Origin of the sequence: Variovorax sp. KBW07, from assembly GCF_003852515.1 — a bacterium.
Taxonomy (GTDB): domain Bacteria; phylum Pseudomonadota; class Gammaproteobacteria; order Burkholderiales; family Burkholderiaceae_C; genus Variovorax.
On record NZ_QAJK01000052.1, the window covers coordinates 90,502 to 116,630 of the forward strand.

Annotated in this window: 22 protein-coding genes; 6 read left to right on the forward strand and 16 right to left on the reverse strand. The window is 65.0% G+C overall.

Annotation, left to right across the window (positions count from 1 at the left end):
• Positions 1–3: 3 nt before the first annotated feature.
• From DBV14_RS12315 to DBV14_RS12385, 15 genes are all read right to left on the reverse strand, one after another.
• Complete coding sequence (locus DBV14_RS12315) at positions 4–711, reverse strand: phosphoribosylanthranilate isomerase (protein WP_124459470.1); 708 nt, start codon at positions 709–711, stop codon at positions 4–6.
• Positions 708–1,529, reverse strand: a complete 822-nt coding sequence (truA, locus tag DBV14_RS12320; protein WP_124459471.1) for a tRNA pseudouridine(38-40) synthase TruA — start codon at positions 1,527–1,529, stop codon at positions 708–710. Before truA ends, DBV14_RS12315 begins: the two co-directional genes overlap by 4 nt.
• A 30-nt stretch (positions 1,530–1,559) precedes the next feature.
• Entirely contained in the window at positions 1,560–4,361 is a 2,802-nt protein-coding gene (locus tag DBV14_RS12325; RefSeq protein ID WP_124459472.1) for a FimV/HubP family polar landmark protein, read from the reverse strand.
• 168 nt (positions 4,362–4,529) lie between these two features.
• A complete protein-coding gene (gene asd, locus DBV14_RS12330) occupies positions 4,530–5,672 on the reverse strand; it encodes an aspartate-semialdehyde dehydrogenase (protein WP_124459473.1) in 1,143 nt (380 codons plus the stop codon).
• A gap of 92 nt (positions 5,673–5,764) precedes the next feature.
• Positions 5,765–6,853, reverse strand: coding sequence for a 3-isopropylmalate dehydrogenase (gene leuB, locus DBV14_RS12335; protein ID WP_124459474.1), 1,089 nt, complete (start codon positions 6,851–6,853; stop codon positions 5,765–5,767).
• Between the two features lie 39 nt (positions 6,854–6,892).
• The gene (gene leuD, locus DBV14_RS12340) at positions 6,893–7,549 is read right to left on the reverse strand and encodes a 3-isopropylmalate dehydratase small subunit (protein WP_124459475.1); all 657 of its coding nucleotides are present in this window, start codon (positions 7,547–7,549) and stop codon (positions 6,893–6,895) included.
• 24 nt (positions 7,550–7,573) lie between these two features.
• Entirely contained in the window at positions 7,574–8,995 is a 1,422-nt protein-coding gene (leuC, locus tag DBV14_RS12345; protein WP_124459476.1) for a 3-isopropylmalate dehydratase large subunit, read from the reverse strand.
• Between the two features lie 62 nt (positions 8,996–9,057).
• Positions 9,058–10,011, reverse strand: a complete 954-nt coding sequence (locus tag DBV14_RS12350) for a LysR substrate-binding domain-containing protein (protein ID WP_124459477.1) — start codon at positions 10,009–10,011, stop codon at positions 9,058–9,060.
• A 188-nt stretch (positions 10,012–10,199) separates the two neighbouring features.
• Complete coding sequence (gene gltA / locus DBV14_RS12355) at positions 10,200–11,510, reverse strand: citrate synthase (RefSeq protein WP_124459478.1); 1,311 nt, start codon at positions 11,508–11,510, stop codon at positions 10,200–10,202.
• Between the two features lie 24 nt (positions 11,511–11,534).
• Positions 11,535–11,849 carry a succinate dehydrogenase assembly factor 2 gene (locus tag DBV14_RS12360; protein ID WP_124459479.1) on the reverse strand — a complete coding sequence of 105 codons (315 nt, stop codon included), beginning with the start codon at positions 11,847–11,849 and terminating at the stop codon, positions 11,535–11,537.
• Positions 11,850–11,871: 22 nt separating this feature from the next.
• Positions 11,872–12,573, reverse strand: coding sequence for a succinate dehydrogenase iron-sulfur subunit (locus tag DBV14_RS12365; RefSeq protein WP_124459480.1), 702 nt, complete (start codon positions 12,571–12,573; stop codon positions 11,872–11,874).
• A gap of 47 nt (positions 12,574–12,620) precedes the next feature.
• Complete coding sequence (gene sdhA, locus DBV14_RS12370; protein WP_124459481.1) at positions 12,621–14,429, reverse strand: succinate dehydrogenase flavoprotein subunit; 1,809 nt, start codon at positions 14,427–14,429, stop codon at positions 12,621–12,623.
• Between the two features lie 7 nt (positions 14,430–14,436).
• Positions 14,437–14,802: a succinate dehydrogenase, hydrophobic membrane anchor protein gene (gene sdhD, locus DBV14_RS12375; protein ID WP_093434813.1), complete on the reverse strand. Its 366-nt coding sequence runs from the start codon at positions 14,800–14,802 to the stop codon at positions 14,437–14,439.
• A gap of 13 nt (positions 14,803–14,815) precedes the next feature.
• On the reverse strand, positions 14,816–15,262 hold the full coding sequence (gene sdhC / locus DBV14_RS12380; protein ID WP_124459482.1) for a succinate dehydrogenase, cytochrome b556 subunit: 447 nt from the start codon (positions 15,260–15,262) through the stop codon (positions 14,816–14,818).
• 232 nt (positions 15,263–15,494) lie between these two features.
• Positions 15,495–16,253, reverse strand: a complete 759-nt coding sequence (locus DBV14_RS12385) for a GntR family transcriptional regulator (RefSeq protein ID WP_124459483.1) — start codon at positions 16,251–16,253, stop codon at positions 15,495–15,497.
• Between the two features lie 184 nt (positions 16,254–16,437).
• Here DBV14_RS12385 and DBV14_RS12390 point away from each other — a divergent pair, with 184 nt between their 5' ends.
• From DBV14_RS12390 to DBV14_RS12410, 5 genes are all read left to right on the forward strand, one after another.
• Positions 16,438–17,424: a malate dehydrogenase gene (locus DBV14_RS12390; protein ID WP_042578072.1), complete on the forward strand. Its 987-nt coding sequence runs from the start codon at positions 16,438–16,440 to the stop codon at positions 17,422–17,424.
• A 23-nt stretch (positions 17,425–17,447) separates the two neighbouring features.
• A complete protein-coding gene (tam, locus tag DBV14_RS12395) occupies positions 17,448–18,251 on the forward strand; it encodes a trans-aconitate 2-methyltransferase (RefSeq protein ID WP_124459484.1) in 804 nt (267 codons plus the stop codon).
• Positions 18,248–19,249, forward strand: coding sequence for a CoA ester lyase (locus DBV14_RS12400; protein WP_124459485.1), 1,002 nt, complete (start codon positions 18,248–18,250; stop codon positions 19,247–19,249). Before tam ends, DBV14_RS12400 begins: the two co-directional genes overlap by 4 nt.
• A gap of 38 nt (positions 19,250–19,287) precedes the next feature.
• Positions 19,288–19,860 (forward strand): hypothetical protein, encoded by a 573-nt coding sequence (locus DBV14_RS12405; protein WP_124459486.1) that lies wholly within the window; start codon positions 19,288–19,290, stop codon positions 19,858–19,860.
• A 77-nt stretch (positions 19,861–19,937) separates the two neighbouring features.
• Positions 19,938–22,523 carry a bifunctional aconitate hydratase 2/2-methylisocitrate dehydratase gene (locus DBV14_RS12410; RefSeq protein WP_124459487.1) on the forward strand — a complete coding sequence of 862 codons (2,586 nt, stop codon included), beginning with the start codon at positions 19,938–19,940 and terminating at the stop codon, positions 22,521–22,523.
• Positions 22,524–22,624: 101 nt separating this feature from the next.
• Here the strand turns inward: DBV14_RS12410 and DBV14_RS12415 are convergent, their stop codons facing one another.
• Positions 22,625–23,779 (reverse strand): DUF2827 domain-containing protein, encoded by a 1,155-nt coding sequence (locus tag DBV14_RS12415; protein WP_124459488.1) that lies wholly within the window; start codon positions 23,777–23,779, stop codon positions 22,625–22,627.
• A gap of 564 nt (positions 23,780–24,343) precedes the next feature.
• On the opposite strand from DBV14_RS12415, the gene DBV14_RS12420 reads away from it, so the two are divergent.
• On the forward strand, positions 24,344–26,129 hold a 1,786-nt coding region (locus tag DBV14_RS12420), incomplete at its 3' end, for an ESPR-type extended signal peptide-containing protein (protein ID WP_311732796.1).

Below are 26,129 nucleotides of genomic sequence, written 5' to 3' on the forward strand. Positions count from 1 at the left end.
CGGCTAACTGGAGAAGGACGTGTCGGCGGCTCTTGCGGCGGCGACGAATTGCCGGATTTTTCCGGCGTCCTTCAGGCCCTTGTTCCCCGGGCCGTCGATTTCGACGCCCGAGCTCACATCAACGGACAGCGTCTTGCAGCGCGTCCGCAGGATGCGAATGCCATCGCTCACGTTTGCAGGTGTGAGCCCACCACTCAAGACGAGGTGAGCGTCGACGGCGGGTGGAAGAAGTGACCAATCGAAAGCCTTGCCGCCACCGCCATAACCTTCGACATGCGCGTCGAGCAGGATGGCCTGGGCGTGGGAGTAATCGGACGCGTATTTTACGAGGTCGAAGCCGGCGCCGGCAGCCCCCAGCGGAATACGCGCGGCGCGCATGTAGCGAAAGCGCCCCGGGCCGGTGGCTTCCTCGCACTGTTCGGGCGTTTCCTCGCCGTGGAACTGGGCGATGGCGCCCTTCACGCGTGCGAGCGACGCTATGACTTTGGGAGCATCCTCGTTCACGAACAGCAGCACGGGCGTGATGAACGGGGGCAGGCGCGAGGCCAGTTCGGCGGCGCGCTCGGCCGTTACCGCGCGAGGGCTTTGCGCGTAGAGCACGAAGCCGATGGCGTCGGCGCCGGCTTCGACGGCCGCGTCCACGTCGGCCTCACGCGTCAGGCCACAGATCTTGATGCGGGTGCGGGGTGCGGTGGCTGCTGCAGCTGTCATGGCGGGCCATCATAAGGAGCCCCGCCGGCCTGCAGCGTGGACTCGGCCGGCAGACCCCACTTGGCGTCGTACAACGGGCCGAGAAAGTACAGGCCGTCTGCCGAGAAAGTTGGGGCCGCCACCTTGCGGCTGCGGGCTTCCAGCACCTCGGAAATCCACGCCGGGCGCTCGTCGCCGCGGCCGATGCGCACAAGGCAACCCATGAGGTTGCGGATCATGTGATGCAGGAAGGCGTCGGCTTCGAACTCGAAGTGCCAGCGGCAGCGCTCGCCTTCGCCGACACGGGTGATCTCGATGCGGCGCAGGTTCTTCACGGGCGACTTGGCCTGGCAGGCCGAGGCGCGGAACGAACTGAAGTCGTGCGTGCCGATGAGCAGGGCCGCGGCCTTGCGCATCGCGTCGCCGTCGAGCGGATGCATCGACCAGCCGACGCGCCCGGTGTCGAGGCTGGGCCGTACCGGCGACTGCGAAAGCACGTAGAGGTAACGCCGGGCCAGGGCGCTGGCGCGGCAGTGGAACTCGTCAGGCACCGGCAGGGCCCACTGCACCGCGATGTCGTCGGGCAGGAAGCGATTGGTGCCGCGCATCCAGGAGAAGGGTTCGCGCTCGATGGTGGTGTCGAAGTGCACCACCTGCATCAGCGCATGGACGCCGGCGTCGGTGCGGCCGGCGCACAGCGTGCCGATCGTGCCGGTGGGCTGTGCGGTGAATTTCGCGAGGGCGGCTTCGAGCTTGTCCTGCACCGTGCGGCCCGAGCGCTGGCTTTGCCAGCCCTCGTACGCCTGGCCGTTGTACCGGATGCCTAGCGCCAGCCTCACGAATTCAGGAAAGGAAACAGCAGCAAATGCTCAGCGCAGTTCGGCGAGCAATTGCCGTGCTTGCGACTTGAGGTCGCCAGCGCTTTCGGCTTCGACTTCCTCGACCAGCGAACGGGCGCCTTCGACGTCGCCGATGGCTTGCAGCTCGCGAGCGAGCGACAGCTTGACGGCGTGCGGGCTGTCGTCGCCGTCGTCCGCTGCTGCCGGCTTGGCCGCGGCGGTTTCGGGGGAACGTGCCGGCAGGCCTGCCAGCGCGCTCATGTCGAATTCGATGAAGCCCGAATCGGCCGGCAGCGCGTTGCGCAGCATGGCAGGGCGGGTGTTGTGTTCCGCGTCGCTCAGGCTCAGCGTGGACGGACGGGTGTCGGGCGTCAGTGCGCCGGGTGCCGTGTCGAAATCGTTTTCGAGATCGACTGGCGTCGCGGCATGGCCGTTGGACAGCGGCGCGGCGGGGCGCGCCGTGGTCGGGGCGGGTGCGTAGGCCGACTTCGGCAAGCTGGCGCCGACCGGTGCGTGGTTCTGGACGGGCGCCGGAGCGGGTGCGGGCGGCTGGCTCAGGTCAAGGTCGAAGTCCAGCGGTGCGACCGAGGGTACGAAGGCGGGTGGTGCGGCGGCGATGGGCGCGGCAGCAGCAGGCGGCGCGGCCACCGGCTTGGCGGCTGCGGCCAGGGCGCCGGCGAAGGCGGCCGTCTCGGCAGCGCTGGCGCTGCGCGGTGCACCCGATTCGTACAGCGGATTGCCCGGATCGAGTTCCTTGCCCATGTCGACCACGCGGGTCCAGTCGGAACCCAGGCCGCCGGTGAGCTTGTGCACTTCGGTGGCCAGGCTTTCGTAGGCCCGGACGTCGCGGCGCTTGGCGTGGATTTCGAGCAGCTTCAGGTGAATGGCGGTGCGGTCTGGGTTCAGGCGCAGTGCTTCGCGCAGGATTTCCTCGGCCTGCAGGTCGCGGCCGTAGGCCAGGTAGACGTCGGCTTCGGCCACGGGGTCGACATCGCCCGCGTCGAGCTGGCTCGGCGAGTACGACAGCGACGAGACGGTGGAATCGCCGCGATGCTTGGTGTCGACCGATTCGCCGCCGCTGGCACCGAAGAACGAGTCTTTGGGAATGCGGCTTTCGAGGAACACGCTTTCGCTCATTTCCTCGCGCCGGCGACCCAGCACGCGATAGAGCAGGAAGCCGACCAGCAGTGCGATCAGCGCCGCGCCCGCGAGCATCAACGGGTTGTCGAGCAGTTCTTCGAAGAAGCTGCGTTCCGGTGGGGGCGGCGGCGGAGGTGCTGCCTTGACCACGGGCTTGGGAGCGGGTGCCGGTGCGGCGGCTGCAGGGCTGGCTTCGCTGGCTGCCGGCGTGGCTGCTGCGTCGGGGCTGGCCGGTGTGGTGCCGGGCGCTGCGGCGGCAGGTGCCGCAGCAGCGGCTGCTGCGGGAGCAGGCGTTGTCGCTTCGGGTGTAGGGGCGGGGCTTGGCGAAGCGGCGGGTGTCGCGGCAGCAACGGGGGGCGCAGCGGGTGCAGCGGGTGCTGGCGCTGGCGCCGCTGGTGCGGCGGCTGCCGGAGCGGGGGCCGTCGTGGGTGCCGGAACCGGGATGCTCGGTGTGGCCGGCGCCGCGGCAGCAGGTGCCGACGAGCCTGTGCCTGTGCCGGTGGCCGTCTTGAGCTTGTTCAGCTCTTCGATGTTCTTCGACAGCTCCGCCACGCGGCTGTTGCTGTCCTTCGCCTGGCGCGCCTGCGCAACCTTTTCGTCGGCTGCACGGGTGGAGGCGCTGCCCTGGGAAATAGTGAGCTTGTCGGGGGCGCTGGCCGCGGCGTTACGGTCTTCCACGTTGGTCTGCAGCTTGCCCGTGGCCTTGCGGCTCGCAGCAGCGACATTCGAGGTGGGTGCGTTTTCGGCGAGGCGCTGGCGGTAGGCGCCGAAATCGCGGCTTTGCGCTGTAACCGTGCGGCGTGCTTCCGCCGGGGTAACGGCGGCGGCTTCAGCGGCGCTTGGCAGGTCGAGGACGGCGCCAGCCCGCATGCGGTTGACGTTGCCGCCGACGAAGGCATCGGGATTGGCCAGCAGCAGTGCCACCAGCATCTGATCGAGGGAAACATCGGCCGGCTTGTGGGCGCCGGCGATCTTGCTGGCGGTGTCGCCACGCTGGACCGTGACCTGTTCGCCGCTACCACCGCCGGCACGAGCCGGTGCGGCCGCGGTGACGGGGGCTGGCGCCGCGGCCGCCGGAGCCGGTGCGGCTGCAACGGGTGCCGAAGGCGCGGCTGCCACAACGGGGGCTCGCTCGCGGCGTGCGCGGGCTGCCGGCGCAGGGCGCTCGACGGGCGTGCTGATTTGGGGGGCAATGGGGGTTGCAGGCGTGCTCGCCGCAGCCTGGCGCGTGGCCGGCGGATCGAGCAGCACGGTGTAGTCGCGCACGATGCGGCCCGACGCACCGTTGGCTTCCAGCAGCAGGTCGATGAACGGATCGTTGAGCGGGCGATTGCCGCTCAGGCGCACCACGTACTGGCCGCCCGCACGGCGTTGCAGCGTTGCCTTGACGTCGCTCAGGGCCGCGTTGTACGGAACGCCCGCGTTCTTGAAGGCTTCGGCGGTGGCGATGTTGATCTTCAGACCGTCCGCTTCGGATGCGGCGATTTCGGTCACGTCGATCTCCGCGCGCAGCGGTTCGCCCAATGCCGATTGCACCTTCAGCTGGCCCAGCGTGAAGGCGCTGGCGTCGGTGCTGGCAATGCCCAGCGCCACCACGGCGGCGGCGCCCAGGATGGAAAGGCGCCAACCGTTCGATGGCAGAGGCGGGCGAACGGCCGATGGGCTGGCCGCAGGCAACAGATGTCTTGTCATGCTGATAGGGGCGGCTCAGGCCCAGAATTTGTAAGAGGACGTTAGCATCATCACCGGGCACTGACAAGGCAATGCGCCTGTTCTACCCAGTGCGCGCATACTTACGATCACATCTTGTGTTGCCGGGTGGCAACAAATTGTGTTTCAAATGGGCCTGAGCAACCCGCATCAGGCTTCGAGCAGGATGCGCAGCATGCGGCGCAGCGGTTCGGCGGCACCCCACAGCAGTTGGTCGCCGATGGTGAAGGCGCCGACGTACTCGGGGCCCATCGCCAGCTTGCGGATGCGGCCGACCGGGATGTTCATGGTGCCCGTCACGGCCACCGGCGTCAGGTCCTTCAGCGTGGCTTCGCGGGTGTTCGGCACGACCTTCGCCCAGGGGTTGTCGGCGGCGATCAGCGCTTCGATGTCGGCGACCGGCACGTCCTTCTTCAGCTTGAAGGTCAGCGCCTGGCTGTGGCAGCGCATGGCGCCGATGCGCACGCAGAAGCCGTCGACCGGCACGGCGGCGGTGCCGAAGCCCGCGCCCTGGCCGAGGATCTTGTTGGTCTCGGCACCGGCCTTCCACTCTTCCTTGGACATGCCGTCGCCCAGGTCCTTGTCGATCCAGGGGATCAGCGAACCGCCCAGCGGTGCGCCGAAGTTGGCCGTTTCAGCGGCGCTCAGGTTCTGCTGCTTGTGCAGCACCTTGCGGTCGATTTCGAGAATGGCCGACTTCGGGTCGTCCAGCAGCGCGCGCACTTCGGCGTTGAGGGTGCCGAACTGCGTCAGCAGCTCGCGCATGTGCTGCGCGCCGCCGCCCGATGCCGCCTGGTAGGTCATGCTGGTCATCCACTCGACCAGGCCGGCCTTGTAGAGGGCGCCGACGCCCATGAGCATGCAGCTCACGGTGCAGTTGCCGCCGATCCAGTTCTTGCCACCGTTGGTGAGCGCGTTCTGGATCACCGGCAGGTTGACGGGGTCGAGCACGATGACCGCGTCGTCCTGCATGCGCAGGGTGGAAGCGGCATCGATCCAGTGGCCGTTCCAGCCGGCGGCACGCAGCTTGGGGAAAACTTCGCTGGTGTAGTCGCCGCCCTGGCAGGTGATGACGATGTCGCACTTCTTCAGGGCCTCGATGTCGTTCGCATCCTTCAGCGCGGTCTCGTTCTTGGCCATTGCCGGGGCCTTGCCGCCAGCGTTGGAAGTCGAGAAGAAGACCGGCTCGATGAGTCCGAAGTCGCCTTCGGCCTGCATGCGGTCCATCAGGACCGAGCCGACCATGCCGCGCCAGCCTACGAGGCCGACCAGAGGTTGAGATGCGTTCGCCATTTCAGTTTGCCCTTATGAAAAAAGAAAGAAGTTGTCTTTTTTTGCCCCCCGACTCGTCGAGCCGGGGAGGGGCGTGACGAAGCGGGCTGCGGTTAGCCGGTAATCGTCTTTTTGGTGATTGCTGCAACGACCGCATCGCCCATCTCACGGGTGCCGACGCGCTTCGTACCTTCTGACCAGATGTCACCCGTGCGCAGGCCGGAGGCGAGCACATCCTTGACTGCCGACTCGATACGGTCGGCAGCTTCGGCTTGGTTGAGTGAAAAGCGGAGCATCATGGCAGCGGACAGGATTGTAGCCAAAGGATTGGCAACCCCTTTGCCAGCAATGTCGGGGGCGCTGCCATGGCTGGGCTCGTACAGGCCCTGGTTGCTCGAATTGAGCGATGCCGAGGGCAGCATGCCGATCGAACCGGTGAGCATCGCGGCCTCGTCCGAGAGGATGTCGCCGAACATGTTGCCGGTGACCACCACGTCGAACTTCTTGGGCGCCTTCACCAGCTGCATGGCGGCGTTGTCGACCAGCATGTGGTCGAGCTCGACGTCCGGATATTCCTTCGCGATGTCGAGCATCACGTCTTTCCACAGCTGAGAGGTTTCCAGCACGTTGTTCTTGTCCACGCTGGTCACGCGCTTGCTGCGCTTGCGGGCGGCTTCGAAGGCCACGCGCGCGATGCGCTCGATCTCGGGGCGCGAGTAGCGCATCGTGTCGAAGGCTTCCTCGGTGCCCGGAAAGTGCCCGTCGGTCGCGATGCGGCGGCCGCGCGGCTGGCCGAAGTAGATGTCGCCGGTCAGCTCGCGAATGATCAGGATGTCCAGGCCCGCAATCAGCTCGGGCTTCAGGCTCGACGCGTCCACCAGTTCCTCGTAGCAGATCGCCGGGCGGAAGTTCGCGAACAGGCCGAGGTTCTTGCGCAGCCCCAGGATGGCCTGCTCCGGACGCAGCGGGCGGTCGAGCTTGTCGTACTTCCAGTCGCCGACCGCGCCGAACAGCACCGCGTCGGATTCCTTCGCCAGCTTGAGCGTGGCTTCCGGCAGCGGGTGGCCGTGGGCCTCGTAGGCCGCGCCGCCGACCAGTGCCGACTCCATCTCGAACTTCAGGTCGAGCACGTTGAGCACCTTGACGGCTTCCGCCACGATTTCGGTGCCGATGCCGTCACCCGGGAGAACTGCGATTTTCATTTTTGTCGTGTGTTGAAAAAAAGAGAAACAAGAACGCGCTCAGGCGTTGGCGAGCATCGTATGCGCGAGCCACGGCTTCTGCGCCAGGCGCTCGGCCTCGAAAGCCTTGATCTTGTCCTTGTGGCGCAGCGTGAGGCCGATGTCGTCCAGCCCGTTGATCAGGCAGTACTTGCGGAAGGCCTGCACGTCAAATGCAAACTCGCCACCATCGGGCTTCACCACCACCTGGCGCTCCAGGTCGATGGTCAGCTTGTAGCCGGGGAACGCAAAAGCCTCGTCGAACAGTTGCGCGACCTGGGCTTCGGGCAGCACGATCGGCAGCAGGCCGTTCTTGAAGCTGTTGTTGAAGAAGATGTCGGCGTAGCTTGGTGCAATGATCGCGCGAAAGCCGTACTGGTCGAGCGCCCACGGCGCGTGCTCGCGCGACGAGCCGCAACCGAAGTTCTTGCGTGCCAGCAGCACGGAAGCGCCCGCGTAGCGCGGCTGGTTCAGCACGAAGTCGGGGTTGGGCTTGCGGCTGGCCGGGTCTTGCCCCGGAAAGCCGGCGTCGAGGTAGCGCCATTCGTCGAACAGGTTCACGCCGAAGCCGGTCTTCTTGATCGACTTCAGGAACTGCTTCGGAATGATCGCGTCGGTGTCGACGTTCTCGCGGTCCATGGGGGCCACGAGGCCCTGGTGCACGGTGAATTTCTGCATGTGATGTCTCCAGGTCAGGCCAGATCAGGCAAAGGTGCGCACGTCGACGAAGTGGCCGTGCACGGCGGCGGCGGCGGCCATGGCCGGGCTCACGAGGTGGGTGCGGCCACCGGCGCCCTGGCGGCCTTCGAAGTTGCGGTTGCTGGTCGATGCGCAGCGCTCGCCGGGTTCGAGGCGGTCTGCGTTCATGGCCAGGCACATCGAGCAGCCGGGTTCGCGCCATTCGAAGCCCGCGGCCTTGAAGATCACGTCGAGGCCTTCGCGCTCGGCCTGTTCCTTCACCATGCCCGAGCCGGGCACGACCATCGCGAGCTTCACGTTCTTGGCGACCTTCTGGCCGAGCTTCTTCACTACGGCGGCGGCTTCGCGCATGTCCTCGATGCGGCTGTTGGTGCACGAGCCGATGAACACCTTGTCGATGAAGATGTCGTTCATTGCCTTGTTGGGCTCCAGGCCCATGTAGACCAGCGCGCGCTCGATGGCGCCGCGCTTGCTGGCGTCCTTTTCCTTGTCGGGATCGGGCACGCGGCCGTTGATGTCGACCACCATTTCGGGCGAGGTGCCCCAGGTGACTTGCGGCGGAATCTGCGTGGCGTCGAGCTCGACCACGGCGTCGAAGGTCGCGCCCACGTCGGACTGCAGCGTGCGCCAGTAGCTCACGGCCTGTTCCCATTCCACGCCCGAGGGCGCGAGCGGGCGGCCCTTGATGTAGCCGATGGTCTTTTCGTCGACCGCCACCAGTCCTGCGCGAGCACCGGCTTCGATGGCCATGTTGCAGACCGTCATGCGGCCTTCCATGCTCAGTTCGCGAATGGCCGAGCCCGCGAATTCGATGGTGTAGCCCGTGCCGCCGGCGGTGCCGATCTTGCCGATGATGGCCAGCACGATGTCCTTGGCCGTGCAGCCCAGGGGCAGCTTGCCTTCGACCTTCACGAGCATGTTCTTGGCCTTCTTGCCAAGCAGCGTCTGCGTCGCCATCACGTGCTCGACCTCGCTGGTGCCGATGCCGTGTGCCAGTGCGCCGAAAGCGCCGTGCGTGGAGGTGTGCGAATCGCCACAGACCACCGTCATGCCCGGCAGCGTCGCGCCCGACTCCGGCCCGATCACGTGCACGATGCCCTGGCGCTTGCTCAGAAACGGAAAGAACGCCGCGGCGCCGAACTCGGCGATGTTGTTGTCCAGCGTGGTGACCTGCTCTTTGCTGGTCGGGTCGGCAATGCCTTCGTAGCCGCGTTCCCAGCCGGTGGTCGGCGTGTTGTGGTCGGCCGTGGCCACCACCGAGCTGATGCGCCACAGCTTGCGGCCGGCTTCGCGCAGGCCTTCGAAGGCTTGCGGGCTGGTGACTTCGTGCACCAGGTGGCGGTCGATGTAGAGGATCGCGGTGCCGTCTTCCTCGGTGTGGACGACGTGTTCGTCCCAGATCTTGTCGTAGAGCGTGCGTGCCATGTCGGTCTCTTCTTTCGTGGGGAAATGGATTGTCTGTCTGCGGTCGATGCGATCTATTTGATCTAGGCCGCGAGTTGTTCCGTGGCGTCCGCCGAGTCGGCCGCAGCGTGCAGGTGGTTGACCAGCGAGCGCGCCGCCACCGGCAGCGTGGAGAAGTCGCGTGCCACCAGGCGGATTTCGCGGGCTGCCCAGGCGTCGTTCAGCGCCACGCTCACGAGGCCGCGGCCAATGCCGTTCTGCATCAGCTCGAAGGCGCGCTGCGGCATCACGCCGATGCCCAGGCCGTTTTCGATCATCCGGCACATGGCGTCCAGGCCCGTGACGTGGATGCGCAGCTTGATGCTGCGGCCGGCGTTCAGCGCGGCTTCGTGCATTGCGACGTAGATCGAGCTGTTGGTGTGCAGGCCGACGTGGTCGAAGGCCAGCGAGTCGATGAAGTCGATGGCGCTTTCGGTCGCCAGTGCATGGCCCGTGGGAACGATCAGCGCCAGGCGGTCGTGCCGGTACGACAGGCTTTGCAGCTCGCCCGCGCCGCCGGCGACGTGGCAGACGCCCAGGTCGGCCGCGCCTTCCTGCACCGCGCGGATCACCTCGCTGCTCAGGTGCTCCTCGAGGTCGATCTTGATGGCCTCGTGGGCACGCGTGAAAACGCCCAGGTCTTCAGGCAGAAACTGAACGATGGCCGAGATGTTGGCGTGCACCCGCACGTGGCCGCGCACGCCGTCGGCATATTCGCTGAGCTCGCCCTGCATCTTCTCCAGGCTGTAGAGCACCGAGCGCGCGTGGTGCAGCAGGCTTTCGCCGGCGGGCGTGAGGTCGACGCCGCGCGCATGGCGGTAGAGCAGGGTGGTGCCGAGCGTGGCTTCGAGGTCGGACAGGCGCTTGCTGATGGCCGACGCCGCAATGAATTCGCGCTCCGCCGCGCGCCCGATGCTGCCCAGCTCGCACACGGCCACGAACAGCTGCAACGACGTGAGGTCGATGCGGCGGGCAAAGTTGCGTTCGGACGTGCTCATGGGGCTGTGGACATCGCATCTGGCGATGAGTCGGCTATTTTCTTCCTGTTTTAACCCTAAAGCCATCGCGATATGCGATGGCCTGCCTGCCCGCTGGCGAAGAGGGGCTTGCGGATTGCGCCCCAACGAAAAAAGCTGCCCGAAGGCAGCTTTTCAGATGGGCAGCGAGGGCCGAAGCCCCGGGCCGGTCAGCGGGCCGAAATCGGCTTCACGTCGCGCTTCGGCGAGCCTTCGAACAGCTGGCGCGGGCGGCCGATCTTGTACTCGGGGTCGCCGATCATTTCGTTCAGCTGGGCAATCCAGCCGACCGTGCGGGCCAGCGCGAAGATCGCGGTGAACAGCGGCACCGGGATGCCGATGGCGCGTTGCACGATGCCCGAGTAGAAGTCGACGTTCGGGTAGAGCTTGCGCGACACGAAGTACTCGTCTTCCAGGGCGATCTTTTCGAGTTCCTTGGCGAGCTTGAACAGCGGGTCGTTTTCCAGGCCCAGCTCGGTCAGCACTTCGTTGCAGGTTTCCTGCATCAGCTTGGCGCGCGGGTCGTAGTTCTTGTACACGCGGTGGCCGAAGCCCATGAGCTTGACGTTCGAGTTCTTGTCCTTGACCTTCTTGATGAACTCGCCGATCTTCTCGACGCCGCCTTCCTTCTGGATGTCGTACAGCATGTTCAGTGCTGCTTCGTTGGCGCCGCCGTGGGCAGGGCCCCAGAGGCAAGCCACGCCGGCTGCAATCGCCGCGAAGGGGTTGGTGCCCGACGAGCCGCACAGGCGCACGGTCGAGGTCGATGCGTTCTGCTCGTGGTCCGCGTGCAGGATGAAGATGCGGTCGAGTGCGCGCTCGAGCACCGGGTTCACCTTGTACTCTTCGCACGGCGTGGCGAACATCATGTGCAGGAAGTTGCCTGCATAGCTCAGGTCGTTCTTCGGGTACATGTACGGCTGGCCGATCGTGTACTTGTAGGCCATGGCCACGAGCGTGGGCATCTTCGCGATCAGGCGGATCGCGGCGATCTCGCGGTGCTCGGGATTGTTGATGTCCGTGCTGTCGTGATAGAAGGCCGACAGGGCGCCCACGAGGCCGGTCATGATGGCCATCGGGTGCGCGTCGCGGCGGAAGCCGCGCAGGAAGAACTGCATCTGCTCGTTCACCATCGTGTGGTTCGTCACGAGCTTGGTGAAGTTGGCCTTCTTGGCTGCGTCCGGCAGTTCACCGTACAGCAGCAGGTGGCAGGTTTCCATGAAGTCGCAGTTGGTCGCGAGCTGTTCGATGGGGTAGCCGCGATACAGCAGCTCGCCCTTGTCGCCATCGATGTACGTGATGGCCGACTGGCAGGCGGCGGTCGACATGAAGCCCGGGTCGTAGGTGAACATGCCGGTCTGTGCATACAGCTTGCGGATGTCGATCACGTCGGGACCGACGGTTCCCTTGTAGATCGGCAGCTCGACGCTGTCGCCGCCGTTGCTGAACGACAGCGTGGCCTTGGTATCGGATGCTTTCATTTCGATTTTCTTTCAGAGGAGGATTCAGGACGAAGGAGAGATTGCGGGGCGCTGGGCGCCGTCGGTGCGCATCAGCAGCAGCAATGCGACCACCTCGGCCCCGGCCCATTCGGGCTCGGGCTCCTTCCTGCGTAGCAAAAGGTCGAGGAGGTCGTTGTCCGACAGGTCCATCAGTGTCTCCATCGCTCCCGCTTGACCGACGGTCATGTGGGATTCGTGCCGCTCGAAAAAGCGGGCGATGAACAGGTCGTTCTCGAGCAGGCCGCGCCGGCAACGCCATTTCAGCTTGCTCAGCGCACGTTCGCTGAGCGGCTGCAGGAGTTCGTCGGCGGTTTGCATGGTGATGTCTAGAAGAAAAAGATCAGATGGCGCGACGCACCATCAGTTCCTTGATCTTGCCGATGGCCCGGGTGGGGTTCAGGCTCTTCGGGCACACGTCGACGCAGTTCATGATCGTGTGGCAGCGGAACAGGCGGTACGGGTCTTCCAGGTTGTCCAGGCGCTCGGCGGTGGCTTCGTCGCGGCTGTCGGCGATGAAGCGGTAGGCCTGCAGCAGGCCGGCCGGGCCCACGAACTTGTCGGGGTTCCACCAGAAGCTCGGGCAGCTCGTGGAGCAGCTCGCGCACAGGATGCACTCGTACAGGCCGTTGAGCTCTTCGCGCTCTTCGGGCGACTGCAGGCGTTCCTTCTCGGGCGGCACGGTGTCGTTCTGCAGGTACGGCTTGATCGAGTTGTACTGCTTGAAGAACTGCGTCATGTCGACGATCAGGTCGCGAATGACGGGCAGGCCCGGCAGCGGCTTCAACACGATCGTGCCCTTGAGCGTGAGCATGTTGGTCAGGCAGGCGAGGCCGTTCTTGCCGTTGATGTTCATCGCGTCGGAACCGCAGACGCCTTCGCGGCACGAGCGGCGGAACGACAGCGTCGGGTCTTGCGCCTTGAGCTTCATCAGGGCGTCGAGCAGCATGCGTTCGTGGCCGTCGAGTTCGATCTCGACCGTCTGCATGTAAGGCTTGGCGTCCTTGTCCGGGTCGTAGCGGTAGATCTGGAATGTGCGCTTCATCGTAGTGACCTTGTGAATGCTTTTACTTGGCTGGCGTTAGCCGGTGCTTAGAACGTACGGACCTTCGGCGGAACCGAGGCCACGGTGAGCGGCTGCAGCTTGACGGGCTTGTACGAGAGGCGGTTGTCCTGGCTGTACCAGAGCGTGTGCTTCATCCAGTTGGCGTCGTCGCGGCCGAGCGGTGCGACGGGGTCGTCCGCCGGGCGTTCGTAGTCTTCCACCGTGTGGGCGCCGCGGCATTCCTTGCGGGCGGCTGCGGAGACCATGGTGGCCTGCGCCACTTCGATCAGGTTGTCGACTTCCAGCGCTTCGATGCGGGCGGTGTTGAACACCTTGGACTTGTCCTTCAGGCCGATCGAGTTGACGCGCTCGCGCACGGCGGCGATCTTGACCACGCCTTCGTCCATCGAGGCCTGCTTGCGGAACACGGCGGCGTGCTGCTGCATGACCGCGCGGATCTCGCCGGCCACGTCCTGGGCGTATTCGCCGGTGGTGGTCGACTCCAGGCGGTTCAGGCGCTCCAGCGTGCGGTCGGCCGCATCGTTGGGCAGGGGCTTGTGTTCCTTGAGCTTGTCGTTGAACTCGACGATGTGGTTGCCGGCCGCGCGGCCGAACACCAGCAGGTCGAGCAGCGAGTTGGTGCCCAGGCGGTTGGCGCCGTGCACGCTCACGCACGAGCATTCGCCCACGGCGTAGAGGCCGTTCACCACGGCGCTGTTGTCTTCACCCTTCTGGATGACGACCTGGCCGTTGATGTTGGTCGGGATGCCGCCCATCTGGTAGTGGATGGTCGGCACGACGGGAATCGGTTCCTTGGTGATGTCGACGTTGGCGAAGTTGACGCCGATTTCGTACACCGAAGGCAGGCGCTTGTGGATGGTCTCGGCGCCCAGGTGGTCGAGCTTGAGCAGCACGTAGTCCTTGTTGGGACCGCAGCCTCGGCCTTCCTTGATTTCCTGGTCCATCGAGCGCGAGACGAAGTCGCGCGGTGCCAGGTCCTTCAGCGTGGGCGCATAGCGCTCCATGAAGCGTTCGCCGTTGCTGTTCAGCAAGATGGCGCCTTCGCCGCGGCAGCCTTCGGTCAGCAGCACGCCCGCGCCGGCCACGCCGGTCGGGTGGAACTGCCAGAACTCCATGTCCTGCAGCGGGATGCCCGAGCGCGCGGCCATGCCGAGGCCGTCGCCGGTGTTGATGAAGGCGTTCGTCGAGGCCTGGAAGATGCGGCCCGCGCCGCCGGTGGCCAGCAGCACGGTCTTGGCCTGCAGGATGTGCAGGTCGCCGGTTTCCATTTCGAGCGCGGTCACGCCGACCACGTCGCCTTCGTCGTCACGAATCAGGTCCAGGGCCATCCATTCGACGAAGAATTGGGTGCGGGCTTCGACGTTCTTCTGGTAAAGCGTGTGCAGCATCGCGTGGCCGGTGCGGTCGGCCGCGGCGCAGGCGCGTTGAACGGGCTTCTCGCCGTAGTTGGCGGTGTGGCCGCCGAACGGACGCTGGTAGATGGTGCCGTCGGGGTTGCGGTCGAACGGCATGCCGAAGTGTTCGAGTTCGTACACGACCTTCGGTGCTTCGCGGCACATGAACTCGATCGCGTCCTGGTCGCCGAGCCAGTCGGAACCCTTGATCGTGTCGTAGAAGTGGTAGTGCCAGTTGTCTTCGCTCATGTTGCCGAGCGAAGCGCCGACGCCGCCCTGGGCTGCGACGGTGTGCGAACGCGTGGGGAACACCTTGGAGAGCACGGCCACGTTGAGGCCGGCGCGGGCAAGTTGCAGCGACGCGCGCATGCCGGAGCCGCCGGCACCGACGATCACGACGTCGAACTTGCGCTTGGTGATTTGTTCTTTTGTGTAGGTCATGGTGGGGTCAGATCTTCCAAAGCACTTGAATGGCCCAACCCGCACAACCGACAAGCCAGACGATGGTGAAAATTTGCAGGGCGAGGCGAATGCCGACGGGCTGGACATAGTCCATCCACACGTCGCGCATGCCGACCCACACGTGATAGAGCAGGGCGACGATCACGGAGAAGGTCAGTACCTTCATCCACTGCGCGGCGAAGATGCCGGCCCACAGGTCGTAGCCGATGGGGCCGCGCGAGAAGATCAGCTGTGCGAGCAGGATGATCGTGAAGAGCGCCATCAGGCCGCCCGTGATGCGCTGGCTAAGCCAGTCGCGCAAACCGTAATGTGCGCCGACGACGATGCGCTTGGAGCCGTAATTCACAGACATGGGGGGCTCCTTCTCAGTAAAAACCGAACAGCTTGGCGGCGAGCACCAGGGTGAGCAGGATGCTCAGGAACAACGTGGCCATGGCCGAGGTATGGCCGAATTCCTTGGTCACCGCCGCATGGCTCACGTCCATCCAGAGGTGGCGCAGGCCGGCGATGAAGTGGTGCAGGTAGGCCCAGATCAGGGCCAGCGCCACGAGCTTGAAGAACCATCCCGGCGCAAAGCCGATGCCGGTGTTGAAAGCGGCCTTGAATTTGGCGAACGAGTAATCAGATGACAGCGACGTGTCGAACATCCAGATGATGAACGGCAGCAGCAGGAACATGATCACGCCGCTGACGCGATGCAGGATCGACACGATGCCGGCAGGCGGCAGGCGGTAGGTCCTGAGATCGGTGAATGCATTGATGTTGCGGAATTCGCGACGCGGCGGCCGGGGGGGAGATGCAAGCTCTGTCATGGGGAGGAGGGCTTTCGTGGCTTGGTGGCTTGTTCTGAGAGCGAACGCTTTTGTTTCTTATGCGGAAATGCAAACAACGCAAAATTCTATTGCAATGCACCATCGTGCTGCGGACGCGCTCGCGTCAACGCACCGTTGCAGTCGGATGCTATTGACTTCGGATCACATCGCGAACGTTGTGTGCGCACATTCGCGCAATGGAATTCGGCATTCGTCTGCATCGGGGTAGGGGTCAGCCCAGCTGATTTCTGTAGTGGTGCGTGTCGGTGCGATAGAGCCCGCGGCGCAACTCCATGGGCATGTCATGGTAGGTGTGCGCGACGCGTTCCACACTCAGCAGGGGCATCTGCAGCGACACCGCCAGCAGCTCGGCCTGTTCGGCATCGGGCAGCACGGCGCGAATTTTTTCTTCGGCGCGGACCATGCGCACGCCGAACTCGGTTTCGAACAGCGCGTACATCGGGCCGGGCCAGGCGCGCAGCCGTTCGGCCGTGAGGCCCTTGAAGGGCGTGCCGGGCAGCCAGAGGTCTTCGAGGATGGTCGGCACGCCCGCATACGCGAGCACGCGGCGCACCTGCAGCACCGCGTCGCCGGTGCGCAGGCCGAGGGCGCGGGCCACGTCGGCCGAAGCGCGCAGGCGTTTGCAATCGACGATGGTGCGGACTGCGGGGCCTTCGGTGTTCGGGTCGCCCGCATCGGGCACCAGCTTGAGAAAGCGGTACTGCACATGCTGCTCGGCATGCGTGGCGACGAAGGTGCCCTTGCCCTGGCGCCGCACCACGAGGTTTTCGGCGGCAAGCTCGTCGATGGCCTTGCGCACCGTGCCCTGGCTCACGCGGTAGCGCGCGGCCAGGTCCATCTCGCTCGGGATGGGTTCGCCCGGCTTCCACTCGCCCGCCTGCAGGCTCTGCAGGATCAATGTCTTGATCTGCTGGTAGAGCGGACTGAAGGACGGCGTCGTGGGCTCGTCGAGGGCTGTGGGCGTGTTCATGGCAGCGGTGGGGTGCGCCGTGGCGGCACCCCCGAGGATATCTTATATAAGACATAAGACGGGCTTTGGGGAATCGGCTTAAAATGCTGGCCGGTCCCGCGCCGCGGGAAGGTAATCCCCCCGTTGGACCATTGGCGCACCACGAGCGCGCCGACACCGTTTCATCACCTTCTGGAGTCTTCCCATGAGCAAAAAGCCCGTCCGCGTTGCCGTCACCGGTGCCGCCGGTCAAATCGGTTACGCCCTGTTGTTCCGTATCGCTTCCGGCGAAATGCTCGGCAAAGACCAGCCGGTCATCCTGCAACTGCTCGAAATCCCCGACGAGAAGGCCCAGAAGGCGCTCAAGGGCGTGATGATGGAGCTGGACGACTGCGCCTTCCCGCTGCTGGCCGGCATGGAAGCCCACGGCGACCCCATGACCGCCTTCAAGGACGCCGACTACGCCCTGCTGGTCGGCTCGCGCCCCCGCGGCCCCGGCATGGAACGTGCCGAACTGCTGGCCGTCAACGGCGCCATCTTCACGGCACAAGGCAAGGCCCTGAACGCCGTCGCCAGCCGCAACGTCAAGGTTCTGGTGGTCGGCAACCCCGCCAACACCAACGCCTACATCGCCATGAAGAGCGCCCCTGACCTGCCGCGCAAGAACTTCACCGCCATGCTGCGCCTGGACCACAACCGTGCCGCCAGCCAGATCGCCGCCAAGACCGGCAAGGCCGTGGCCGACATCGAGAAGCTCACCGTCTGGGGCAACCACTCGCCCACGATGTACGCCGACTACCGTTTCGCGACCATCAACGGCGAAAGCGTCGCCAAGATGATCAACGATCAGGAATGGAACGCCAACACCTTCCTGCCGACCGTCGGCAAGCGCGGCGCGGCCATCATCGAAGCCCGTGGCCTGTCGTCGGCTGCCTCGGCCGCCAACGCCGCCATCGACCACATGCGCGACTGGGCCCTGGGCACCAACGGCAAGTGGGTCACCATGGGCATTCCGTCGGATGGCCAGTACGGCATTCCGAAGGACGTGATGTTCGGCTTCCCGGTCACCTGCGAAAACGGTGAGTACAAGCTGGTCGAAGGCCTCGAGATCGACGCATTCAGCCAGGAACGCATCAACAAGACGCTCGAAGAGCTCGAAGGCGAACGCGCCGGCGTTGCCCACCTGCTGTAAGTGCTGTAAGGCAAATCCACAGCATGCTCGACTGGAATCCCGCGCTCTACCGTCGCTACGAGGACGAGCGCACCCGCCCCGCACAGGAACTCCTGGCGCGGGTGCCACTGACCGAGGCTGCCCGCGTGGTCGACCTCGGCTGCGGCCCGGGCAATTCCACCGAGTTGCTGGTCCAGCGGTTCCCGAAGGCCCAAGTCCTCGGGACCGACAACTCCGAAGCCATGCTGGTCAGCGCGCGCGAGCGCCTGCCGCAAGCGCACTTCGAGTTGAGCGACATCGCGACCTGGGCGCCGCAAGAGCAAGGGCAAAAGCAAGACCCGGCTCAAGCGCCCAACCTCATTTATGCCAACGCGTCCCTGCAATGGGTGCCCGATCACGAAAAGCTGGTCCCGCGCCTGTTCGACGCGCTGGCCCCGGGCGGCGTGCTCGCCGTCCAGATGCCCGACAACCGCCAGGAGCCCACGCACCGCCTCATGCGCGAACTGGCGGCCGAAGCACCATGGGTCGAGCCCATCGGCGATGCCGACAGGCTGCGCACCAGGCTGCTGCCGCTGAGCGGCTACTACGACCTGCTGGCGCCCCTGGCCGCCCATGTCGACGTCTGGCACACCATCTACCAGCACCGCATGGCCGATGCCGCATCCATCGTCGAATGGGTGCGCGGCACGGGCCTGAAGCCCTTCGTCGACCGGCTCTCGCCCGACCTGCAGGCGAGCTACCTCGCCGAATACGAACGCCGCGTGAACGAGGCCTATCCGCCGCGCACTGACGGCAAGCGGCTGCTGGCCTTCCCGCGGATGTTCATCGTGGCGCAAAAGAAGGCATGACCAACAAGGCCGTCCACCCCGCGGAAGTGTTGCTCGGCGCACAGGCCGGCGCCGTGACGCTGCCCGTTTGCGATCACTACAGCGGCGTCGAAGCCCGCATGAAGAAAAGCCTCGCGCTTCAGGCCGAAATGGCCGAAGAGTTTGGCGCCTGCGTGTTCGACGTCACCCTCGATTGCGAAGACGGCGCCCCCGTGGGCGGCGAGGCGGAACATGCCGCGCTCGTCACCGAACTCGCGTTGGCGGCCAAGCCCGGCATGCGCGTCGGCGTGCGCGTGCACCCGGTCGACCATCCGGCCTTTGCCGGCGACGTGATCACCATTGCCGGGCGTGCCGGCCATCGCCTGAGCCACCTGATGGTGCCCAAGGTCGAATCGGTGGCCGACGTGTTGCAGGCCGTCGCGGCGCTCGAGGCGGCCGATGCCGAAGCGCTGCCGCTGCACGTGCTGATCGAATCGCCGCTCGCCGTGCACAACGCCTTCGACATCGCCGCGCACCCGCGCGTGCAGTCGCTCAGCTTCGGCCTGATGGACTTCGTGTCGGCCCATGCCGGGGCCATTCCCGCCGATGGCATGGGTGCCGCCGGGCAGTTCAGCCACCCGCTGGTGGTGCGCGCCAAGCTGGCCATGGCGTCGGCCGCGCACGCCTACGGCAAGGTGCCGTCGCACTGCGTCGTCACCGAGTTCAACGACACCGATGCCATGCGCACGGCGGCCCGCAGGGCGGCCACCGAATTCGGCTACACGCGCATGTGGAGCATCCACCCGAACCAGATCCGCCCCATCCTCGAGGCGTTTGCGCCAGACGAGGCGCAAATCCAGATTGCTACACAAATCATTGCAAAAGCCGCAGCCGCGGATTGGGCTCCGACACAAATTGATGGCACATTGCACGACCGCGCGAGCTACCGCCATTTCTGGCAGGTCCTGACGCGCGCCCACGCAACAGGGCGCGCGTTGCCCCCCGAGGCGAAAGCCTGGTTTGCATTCGCGGCCTCCTGAAACGAAACCTTCGAACCCAGCCTCAAGGAAACCCTCACATGAAGAAAATTGCCCTGATCGCCGCAGTGGCCCTGGCTCTGCCGTTCGGTGCCATGGCACAGACCGCAGCGCCCGCCAAGCCGGCCGCTGCGAAGCCCGCCGCCAAATCCACTGAAGCCAAGAAGGCGCCGCCCAAGCGCCAGGTCACCCGCAAGGCGGCCAAGGCCGTCGAGGAAGTGACCCCCATCAACACCGACACCGATGTCGCGCTCAACGAAGCCGACCTGGCCGTCGCCCAGCGCGTGTCCATCGGCCGTGCCCAGTGCGAACTCGGCGCCGACGTGACCGTCACCCCCGACGAGAAGAAACCCGGCTTCTTCACCGTCACCACCAAGGGCCTGAAGTACCGCATGCACCCGGTCGAAAGCCGCACCGGTGCCATTCGCCTCGAAGACCCCCGTGCCGGCGCCATGTGGCTGCAGCTGGGCAACAAGTCGATGCTGATGAACCAGAAGGCCGGCCTGCGCATTGCCGACGAATGCCAGACCGAAGCCCAGGTCGCGTTTGCCGAAGAAATGAAGAAGAACCCGCCGAAGGCCCTTTTCGAAGGCGCCGACGGGGCCAAGAAGTAAGTAACGAAACGGCGTGCGGCGCGGCTCTTGCTTGACCGCCCGCATGCCCTGCCAGCTCAGTTTCCGGAGAAAAGAAGATGTTGCAAGCCTACGTTGACCATGTTGCCGAGCGCGCCGCGCTGGGTATCCCGCCGCTGCCCTTGAGCGCGAAGCAAACCGCCGAAGCCATCGAGCTCTTGAAGAGCGCGAACGCCAAGGACGGTGCCTTCCTGCTCGACCTGCTCACCTATCGCGTGCCCGCCGGCGTCGATGACGCCGCCAAGGTCAAGGCGAGCTACCTCGCGGCCGTGGCCCATGGCACCGAAAAGAGCGAGTTCCTGTCGCGCGCCCGCGCCACCGAACTGCTCGGCACCATGCTCGGCGGCTACAACATCAGCCCCATGATCGACCTGCTCGACGACGCCGAAGTCGGCGCCGTGGCGGCCGAGGGCCTGAAGAAAACCCTGTTGATGTTCGACCAGTTCCACGACGTCAAGGAAAAGGCCGACAAGGGCAACGTGCATGCCAAGGGCGTGCTGCAAAGCTGGGCCGATGCCGAGTGGTTCACCAGCCGTCCCGAAGTGCCGCAAAGCATCACCGTCAGCATCTTCAAGGTGGCTGGCGAAATCAACACCGACGACCTGTCGCCCGCACCCGACGCCACCACGCGTCCCGACATTCCGATGCACGCCCTGGCGATGCACAAGAACGCACGCCCCGGCATCGTCCCTGAAGAAGACGGCAAGCGCGGCCCGGTGAAGTTCATCGAAGACCTGCGCGCACGCGGCCACCTCGTGGCCTACGCCGGCGACGTGGTCGGCACGGGTTCGTCGCGCAAGAGCGCCACCAACTCGGTGCTCTGGTTCACCGGCGAAGACATTCCCTTCGTGCCGAACAAGCGCTTCGGCGGCGTCTGCCTCGGCGGCAAGATCGCTCCCATCTTCTACAACACGATGGAAGACTCGGGCGCCCTGCCCATCGAGCTCGACGTGACGCAGATGAACATGGGCGACGTGGTCGAGCTGCGCCCCTACGAAGGCAAGGCCCTGAAAGACGGCAAGGTCATCGCTGAATTCAGTGTCAAGAGCGACGTGCTGTTCGACGAAGTGCGCGCCGGTGGCCGCATTCCGCTGATCATCGGCCGTGGCCTCACGGCCAAGGCGCGCGAAGCGCTGGGCCTGCCCGTGTCGACGCTGTTCCGCCTGCCGACCAGCCCGGTCGACACCAAGAAGGGCTACTCGCTCGCGCAGAAGATGGTCGGCCGCGCCTGCGGCCTGCCCGAAGGCACCGGCGTGCGCCCGGGCACCTACTGCGAACCCAAGATGACCTCGGTCGGCTCGCAAGACACCACCGGCCCGATGACGCGCGACGAGCTGAAAGACCTGGCTTGCCTGGGCTTCTCGGCCGACCTCGTGATGCAGTCGTTCTGCCACACGGCGGCGTACCCCAAGAAGGTCGACGTCAAGATGCACCACGAACTCCCCGAGTTCATGGCCAACCGCGGCGGTGTTTCGCTGCGCCCGGGCGACGGCGTGATCCACTCGTGGCTCAACCGCCTGCTGACGCCCGACACCGTCGGCACCGGTGGCGACAGCCACACCCGCTTCCCCATCGGCATCAGCTTCCCGGCCGGCTCCGGCCTCGTGGCCTTCGCGGCCGCCACTGGCGTGATGCCGCTGGACATGCCTGAATCGGTGCTCGTGCGCTTCAAGGGCAAGATGCAGCCCGGCGTCACGCTGCGCGACCTGGTCAACGCCATTCCGCTGTACGCCATCAAGTCGGGCCTGCTGACCGTGGCCAAGCAAGGCAAGAAGAACATCTTCTCGGGCCGCATCCTTGAAATCGAAGGCCTGCCCGACCTGAAGGTCGAGCAAGCCTTCGAGTTGAGCGACGCCTCGGCCGAGCGCTCGGCCGCCGGCTGCACGGTGCACCTGAACAAGGAACCGATCATCGAGTACATCAACAGCAACATCACGCTGATGAAGTGGATGATTGCCGAAGGCTATGCCGACGCGCGCACCCTGCAGCGCCGCATCGCCGCGCAGGAAGCCTGGCTGAAAGATCCGCAATTGCTCAAGGGCGATGCCGACGCCGACTACGCCGCCGTCATCGAGATCGACCTGGCCGAGATCCACGAACCCATCGTGGCCTGCCCGAACGACCCCGACGACGTGAAGACGCTGAGCGACGTGGCCGGTGCCGTGATCGACGAAGTGTTCATCGGCTCGTGCATGACCAACATCGGTCACTTCCGCGCCGCGTCGAAGCTGCTCGAAGGCAAGCGCGACATTCCGGTCAAGCTGTGGATTGCGCCGCCCACCAAGATGGACGCGCAGCAACTCACCGAAGAAGGCCACTACGGCGTGTTCGGCAATGCCGGTGCGCGCACCGAAATGCCGGGTTGCTCGCTGTGCATGGGCAACCAGGCGCAGGTGCGCGAAGGTGCCACGGTCATGTCGACCAGCACCCGCAACTTCCCCAACCGCCTGGGCAAGAACACCAACGTGTACCTGGGCTCGGCCGAACTGGCCGCCATCTGCTCGCGACTGGGCCGCATCCCGACCCGCGAGGAATACATGGCTGCAACGGGCGTGCTCGACGCGTCCAGCGCCCAGATCTACCAGTACCTGAACTTCGACAAGATCGACGACTACAAGGGCGTGGCGGACACCGTCGCGGCCTGATCTTCCCGGTCAGATCGCTCCATTGAAGAAGCCCCGCTCCGGCGGGGCTTTTTTGTGGGCGCTGCCCTGGCAAGGGCAGCGCAGCATGCGCCCGGCTGCGTTCATCTGGCCGGGCGTTGCATCAGGCCCAGCAGCAGGCTGTTGTAGATCTCGGTGGACGCCGCGTTGCCCGGCAGGTAGCGGTCGATCAGGCCGCGTTGCCGTTCGCGGTACGCGAGCGCCTGCGCATCGTGCGTGTCGATCGCTTCCAGCACGCGGGCGCTGCCCGCGGCCACGTCGTTGCCCTCGTAGTAGTAGCCCAGGTCCGCGCACAGGTGTGCGTTGTGCACCAGCGGATAGCCTTGCCAGCAGGTCTCCAGGTAGAAGTAGTTGAGCGGGTTCTCCCACTGGTGCGAGATCACGATGTCGGTGTTCTGCGCCAGGAACACCGGCGTTTCGTGCCGGCCCAGGAACACCGCCTTGTGCTGGCGCACCAGGTCGAGCTGGTTCATCAGCGTGATGAACTCCATGTTGTCCTTGGCCAGCCGCTCGGCGTTGGTGACCTGCAGCATCGCAATGGCTTCGGGCCGTGCGCGGTATGCCAGCTCGGCAACCAGGATCGGGTAGAGGCAGAACTTCACGACGTTGATGTTCGGCTCCATCACGCTCAGGCGGCGCGGCCCGCCATGCGGCTGGTGCGGCTGGCGAGGCTGGTAAATGCCGGCATCGGGCAGGGCGCGGGTGCGCTCGTCCAGAAACACCGGGCTCCACACGAAGGGCACGGCGCGCGCCTCGGCGCGGCGAAGCACCTCGAAATACGGCTGGCTGATGTGAGCCACCTGCGGAACCATCCAGATGTCGTCGTAGCGCTGGTTCACGAACAGGTTCCGGCCCCACAGCGGCTTGTTGAACAGCATCGACTCCATCGCGTGCACGTACTCGAAGCCGCAGCAGTACGACACCAGCCGCGCGCCGCGGCGCTTCAGGTAGTCGGTTTGTGCAGGGTCGACCTGGCCGCCCAACTCGATCAGCACGTCCACGTTGTCCTTGGCCGCTTCGAAAGTCACCGTGGGCCAGCGCGCCTGGTCCCACGGCAGGGCGGCGGTGATGGGGATGGCCGTGGTGTTGACCAGCACCACCGAGGCCACGCCCGGGCAGTGCTTCAACGCTTCCGCCAGGAACACGGCGTTCTGCTTGATGCCGTTGTTCCACAGCGTCTCGGCCTCGTGATGAAGGCCGATGGTGATGCCAATGCGCAGATGGATTTCGGAATTCATTTCTGTTTTCTCGGGGATTTCTAAACGTCACCGAAATGTTAAATCAAGCGGGCGCCGGGTTGTGGAATTATAAAAAAGTCACCGAATTGTTAAATGAAGCCGAGGGCGGATGAATTGGAGGCCTGATTTTGTGATTTAAGTCTCACGCCGCGCAGCCTCACATGTCAACGAAAGGCTTCGTTCATTTGACTTCGGGAAAGCCATCCATTCGCTACATATGAGCACCAAACCGGGAGGAAGGCGGCTTCATGCGGACTTTTTTCACACCCGGCGAAGCAGGGGAGAGCGATTTTGATTGTAGGTCGGGCCTTGATGCCGTCGTCCTTCGGCAACGCAGACGCCTTGGTGGCGCCAGTCTCTTTTCAATTTTGTGAACTAAATCATCCGGTTGATTTTTCCCTAATGTTGCATTGCACCCTGAATGTAAACAACTCCGTACATTCCATTCTTCTTGTAAATAGACGCTCCATATCGGGTGTCTTTCGCGACGGGTTTTGAGCCAGGAACGTCGTGCTTCTTGCTGAACTGTGCCTGGCTAAGCAAATCGTGAATTAAGTTGAACAAATGAACAAGTCATACAGAAGCATCTGGAACGAAGCACTGGGCGCGTGGGTGGCCATCGCTGAAACCACGCCGGCGCGTGGCAAGCGCAGCAGCGGCGCCAGGCAAGGGCTCGGCCGGCGCGAGGCTCGCGGTTTCTTCGCACTGAACCTGGTTGCCAGCGTGGTGCTGGGCCTCCCCGTCCTGTTCATGGGCGGCCGGGCTGAAGCCCAGGCGACCCTGGGGAACGGGGGATTGAGCCTGTGCCAGCCGCAAAGCCCGAGTACCAACACGGGCAACTTCGGCGCTGGTCCGAAGGGCATGTCCCAGAACGTCAGCTGCACGGGTGCCCCCAATGTTTCCTTTTACCTGGGCAATGCGGCCAGCGACAACGGCGGAAACGGCTACTCCGTGGCGACGGCCTCGGTCGTCGGCATGCTGTCCGGGCAACTGGTCCTGAAGGGGAGCACCGTCCTCATCCAGGGCCCCACGACCATCACGGACACCCTCAACATGTCCGGCAAGCAGATCAACAGCCTTGCCGCGGGCACCGCGCTCACCGATGCCGTCAATGTCAGCCAGCTCAATTCCCTGTCGACGTCCGCGTCGACAGGCCTGAGCACCGCAACGAGCGGTCTTTCGAGCCTGTCGACCGGCTTGAGCACGACGAACAGCAATGTCAGCAGCCTGTCGACCTCGACCTCCTCGGGCCTGAGCACCGCGACCAGCGGCATCGCCAGCCTGTCGACTGGCCTGAGCACGACCAACAGCACCGTCCGCAGCTTGTCGACTTCGACATCGACCGGCCTGAGCACCGCGACCAGCAACATCGCCAGCCTGTCTACGGGGCTGAGCACCACGAACAGCACCGTTGGCAGCCTTTCGACCGGCTTGAGCACGTCGGCGAGCGGGATCAACAGCCTGTCGACCGGTCTGAGCACGACGAACAGCAGTGTTGCGAGCTTGTCGACTTCGACGTCGACCGGACTGAGCACTGCGACGAGCAATATCGGTAGCCTGTCCACGGGCCTGAGCACGACCAATAGCAGCGTTGCGAGCTTGTCGACATCGACATCGACCGGCCTGAGCACGGCGACGAGCAATATCGGAAGCTTGTCCACGGGTCTGAGCACGACCAACAGCACGGTCCGCAGCCTGTCGACTTCGACCTCGACCGGACTGAGCACAGCGACGAGCGGTATCGGTAGCCTGTCCACGGGGCTGAGCACGACCAACAGCAGCGTTGCGAGCCTGTCGACTTCGACCTCGACCGGTCTCAGCACTGCGACTAGCAACATTGGCAGCCTGTCGACTGGCTTGAGCACCACCAACAGCAGCGTTGCGAGTTTGTCGACGTCGACGTCGACGGGTCTCAGCACTGCGACCAGCAACATTAGCAGCCTGTCCACGGGCCTGAGCACGACCAATAGCAGCGTTGCGAGCTTGTCGACGTCGACCTCGACCGGTCTCAGCACGGCGACTAGCAACATTGGCAGCCTGTCCACTGGCTTGAGCACCACCAACAGCAGCGTTGCGAGCTTGTCGACTTCGACGTCGACTGGCCTGAGTACCGCGACCAGCAACATTGGCAGCCTGTCCACGGGCCTGAGCACGACCAATAGCAGCGTCGCCAGCCTGTCGACCTCCACTTCGACCGGTCTGAGTACGGCGACCAGCAATATCGGAAGCCTGTCTACCGGCCTGAGCACTGCCACCAGCGGCATCAACGTTCGGTGGACTGGCTTGAGCAGGGCGACGAGCAGCGTTGGCAGCCTGTCCACGGGCCTGAGCACTACAAAAAGCAGCGTTG